Raw genomic sequence first — 1,671 nt, 5'->3', positions numbered from 1 at the left:
GAATAGAACGTGTGACTACGCCTTCAATACTAAAATAATCGTATTCATGAATTGTGACAGGTTGGTATTGTTGATTAGAGGAATGGAGAACACGCAGCTTGGTATCTAGAATCTTGCAGACAAACTCGCCATTAAAATTGGCAACTATTACATCGCCGTTTCGACCGTCTGGTAATCTCCCCATTTTTAGCTGAGGTCAAAAGTAGAGACTTAGGCCACTAGTGCCAGTTTTTGCTTTGGTGGGACACCACCAATTGCTGTATTGGGTCTTTCATTGTTATAAAACCATAGCCATTGTGTCGCATGTTCCTGTACCTCGGCAATACTATTCCAAAGATATTGGCTCAGCCATTCGTATCGCACAGTCCGATTATAGCGTTCTACATAGGCATTCTGCTGTGGATTGCCAGGCTGAATAAATTTCAGTTCTACATTGTGTTTTTCAGCCCAGGCAGCCAGTACCGCACTTATATACTCTGGACCATTATCACTGCGTATCTGTTTTGGTTTTCCACGCCATTCGATGATTTGATCCAATGTTCTCACCACACGCTCCGCAGGTAAGGAGAAGTCGACTTCTATCGCCAAGCCTTCACGGTTGTAATCATCAATCACGTTCAATAACCTAATGCTGCGACCATCTTCCAGTTGGTCGTGCATAAAGTCCATGGACCAACATTTATTGATTGCCTCTGGCACCGCCAATGTGTCCGGTTTATCACGCTTCAAGCGTTTCCTCGGCTTAATTCGTAGATTTAGCTCCAATTCTCGGTAAATCCTATACACCCGCTTATGGTTCCATCGGTAGCGTTTCACGTTACGTAAAAAGTAATAACATAGCCCAAACCCCCAACTCCGATGGGTTGATGTCAGTTGCTGTAACCAGTCGGCTATTGCAGCGTTTTCATCACTGAGTTTTGCCTGATAGCGATAACAGCTCTCACTGAGTCCAAACAAGGCACACGCAAATGCGATCGAAATGGCTCACCGCCTTTTGCGCCAGCTCCCGCCGCCGCGACGGCTTTACCACTTTTTTTCGATGGCCTCTTTGAGTATTTCAGCTTTGAGTCGCTCTTCGGCATACATTTTTTTGAGTCGTGAATTCTCAGCCTCTAACTCCTTCAATCGCGCCATCATAGAAGCGTCCATGCCACCGAATTTGGCGCGCCATTTGTAGAAGGTCGCAGAGCTCATGCCATGCTCACGGCAAAGCCCCGGAACTGGGGTGCCAGCTTCGGCTTGTTTAAGGATTGCTAGGATTTGGCTGTCGCTAAATTTTGATGTTTTCATGCAGAATCTCCCTGCGTATATATTACGAGAAAATTCTACTTTTGAAATCTACTATTTTTAGGGGGGATTAGCCCAAACTTGTAACGTTTTATTTGATTATGTAACCAAATCAAGCTACCTTGATATCGTTACGTAATCAAGAGGTTCTAAGTATGGCAGATAAAAGTGATGCTCATAAAGGGGCGCATGGTGGTGTACGTAAAGGTGCTGGCCGCAAGACTAGATATGAAAAAACGATAGTGATGAGAGTTCCTGAACAATATAAAAATGCGATCAAAGCATTAATTCAACACATAGATGAATGCGAAAAAGTTGATCATCACTACTCACCTGTAGTTTCTAAACCTATATTTACAAGGTCGTTGCAGGGCAAGCCGCAAC

The 1,671-nt window shown here is 44.2% G+C and carries 1 protein-coding gene and 2 pseudogenes; 1 reads left to right on the top strand and 2 read right to left on the bottom strand.

The features are described from left to right. Together CXF78_RS21660 and CXF78_RS16745 are read right to left on the bottom strand one after the other, a co-directional pair. Nucleotides 1–163: pseudogene (locus CXF78_RS21660) on the bottom strand (S24 family peptidase); the annotation flags it as partial. Nucleotides 164–210: 47 nt separating this feature from the next. Continuing rightward, nucleotides 211–1,290: pseudogene (locus CXF78_RS16745) on the bottom strand (IS3 family transposase). 152 nt (nt 1,291–1,442) lie between these two features. Between CXF78_RS16745 and CXF78_RS16740 the strand changes: the two are divergent. After that, the coding region (locus CXF78_RS16740; RefSeq protein WP_102037410.1) for a hypothetical protein at nt 1,443–1,671 on the top strand (229 nt) is incomplete at its 3' end.

It is taken from the genome of Shewanella sp. 11B5 (genome assembly GCF_002836795.1).
GTDB lineage: Bacteria > Pseudomonadota > Gammaproteobacteria > Enterobacterales > Shewanellaceae > Shewanella > Shewanella frigidimarina.
This window is presented reverse-complemented; position numbering and strand designations above follow the sequence as displayed.